The organism is Phytopseudomonas dryadis (genome assembly GCF_004327355.1).
In the GTDB taxonomy this organism is placed as follows: Bacteria; Pseudomonadota; Gammaproteobacteria; order Pseudomonadales; family Pseudomonadaceae; genus Aquipseudomonas; species Aquipseudomonas dryadis.
This window is the reverse complement of sequence record NZ_QJUM01000074.1, coordinates 1-624: the sequence shown is the minus strand read 5'-3', so window position 1 is coordinate 624 and position 624 is coordinate 1. Positions and strand designations below refer to the sequence as shown.

Sequence of the window (624 nt, the reverse complement as noted above, 5' to 3'; positions counted from 1 at the left end):
CGAGAACGATGTCCCGGCCAGTTACGGTGATGTCACGTCCAGTCTGGAACTGCCCTCCATGCACCAGAACATCGTTACCCGCAACCAGGTTGATATCGTTACCAGCCTCCAGTGTCGAAGCCCGATTGCCGAGCACGGTCTGGCTGACGCTCTGGCTCTGGCTGGTGCTACCCAGGTGTGCATCGAAGGTCGGCCCGGCCAGGAACTGGCTGACCGCATCCATGGCCTTGAGCGTGCTCGAGGCCTGGCTGACCGTGTTATCGCCCTTGCCGGCGCCGCTGATGGCATCCTTGGTGCGGCCCAGGTTGTGGTTGACGGTGGTGCTGCTGCCGGTGCGTTTCTGGCTCTGCTCCCTGGCATAGGTCGATTGCTCATTGGCCGCATCGATGAGGATGTCGCGCCCCGCCTGCATGTTCAGGTCGTAGCCTGCGCTCAGGTCGGAACCCTGCTGCAGGATGTCGCGCCCGGCGCGCACGTCCAGGTCAAGCCCGGCGCTTATCTGACTGGCCGCGGCTGTCTGCTCGGAGGTGCGGGTCTTGTCCTTGAGCGTTTCCGCGCCGACGAAAGTGGTGAAGCCGTTACCATCCGCGCTTTGCTGAAGACCTACTGTTTTGGTGTTCTTCC

The 624-nt window shown here is 62.7% G+C and carries 1 protein-coding gene; it reads right to left on the bottom strand.

Annotated features, from left to right (window positions below; genetic code table 11):
- The coding region (locus DNK34_RS25285) for a hemagglutinin repeat-containing protein (RefSeq protein ID WP_207401644.1) at positions 1 to 624 on the bottom strand (624 nt) is incomplete at both ends.